1 protein-coding gene is annotated in these 578 nt (G+C 53.3%); it reads right to left on the reverse strand.

Translation table 11 applies throughout. From position 1 onward, the window contains the following. A partial coding sequence (locus tag ACU8YE_RS24055) for an RES family NAD+ phosphorylase (protein ID WP_446929868.1) occupies positions 1-578 on the reverse strand: 578 nt, incomplete at both ends.

Below are 578 nucleotides of genomic sequence, written 5' to 3' on the forward strand. Positions count from 1 at the left end.
ACATTGCGCCCCCCTTTTGACTGAACCGATCTGAAGATGATCTCGTCCAGCAACGGCTCATTCTCTGTGGCCAGGAAATCAGCGATTGCCTGTGTTGCTAAATATTCGAATGCCTCATCGTCCGGCATGACGGGTTTTGTCATGCGTTGCCCGAGAGTTTGCAGGAATGCGACTCGTTCAAGGCGCTCTAGAATGGTTGGATCGAAGATGCTCCCGGTGACGTGAACATCTTCAATGATGGTGAGATCCAGCAGGCATCGGGGCCGAACGATATTGAATTTTGCGACCACAACCTTGCTTCCGACAGGGGGTCTGACCTCTGCGATTGCGACCTTGGGCTGGGTTGCGCCATAGAAGACAGATATCCCACGAGCATTCATGCGTCCAGCATTCGCGAGTCTAGCGGGCGGTGATACAATGTGAAGATCCGGACGACACAAGGCTTCTTCCAACTGAGCGTCGGCCTGAAAAACGCGGGCGCGATATAGCTTGCTAAGTCTTGACTGCGGTCCCGCATGTGCTACCAATGAGCGCCCTCGCCTTGTTTTGAATTTGTCGATCCCACCAAAGATTGATGC

This window comes from Ralstonia sp. VS2407, assembly GCF_052950655.1.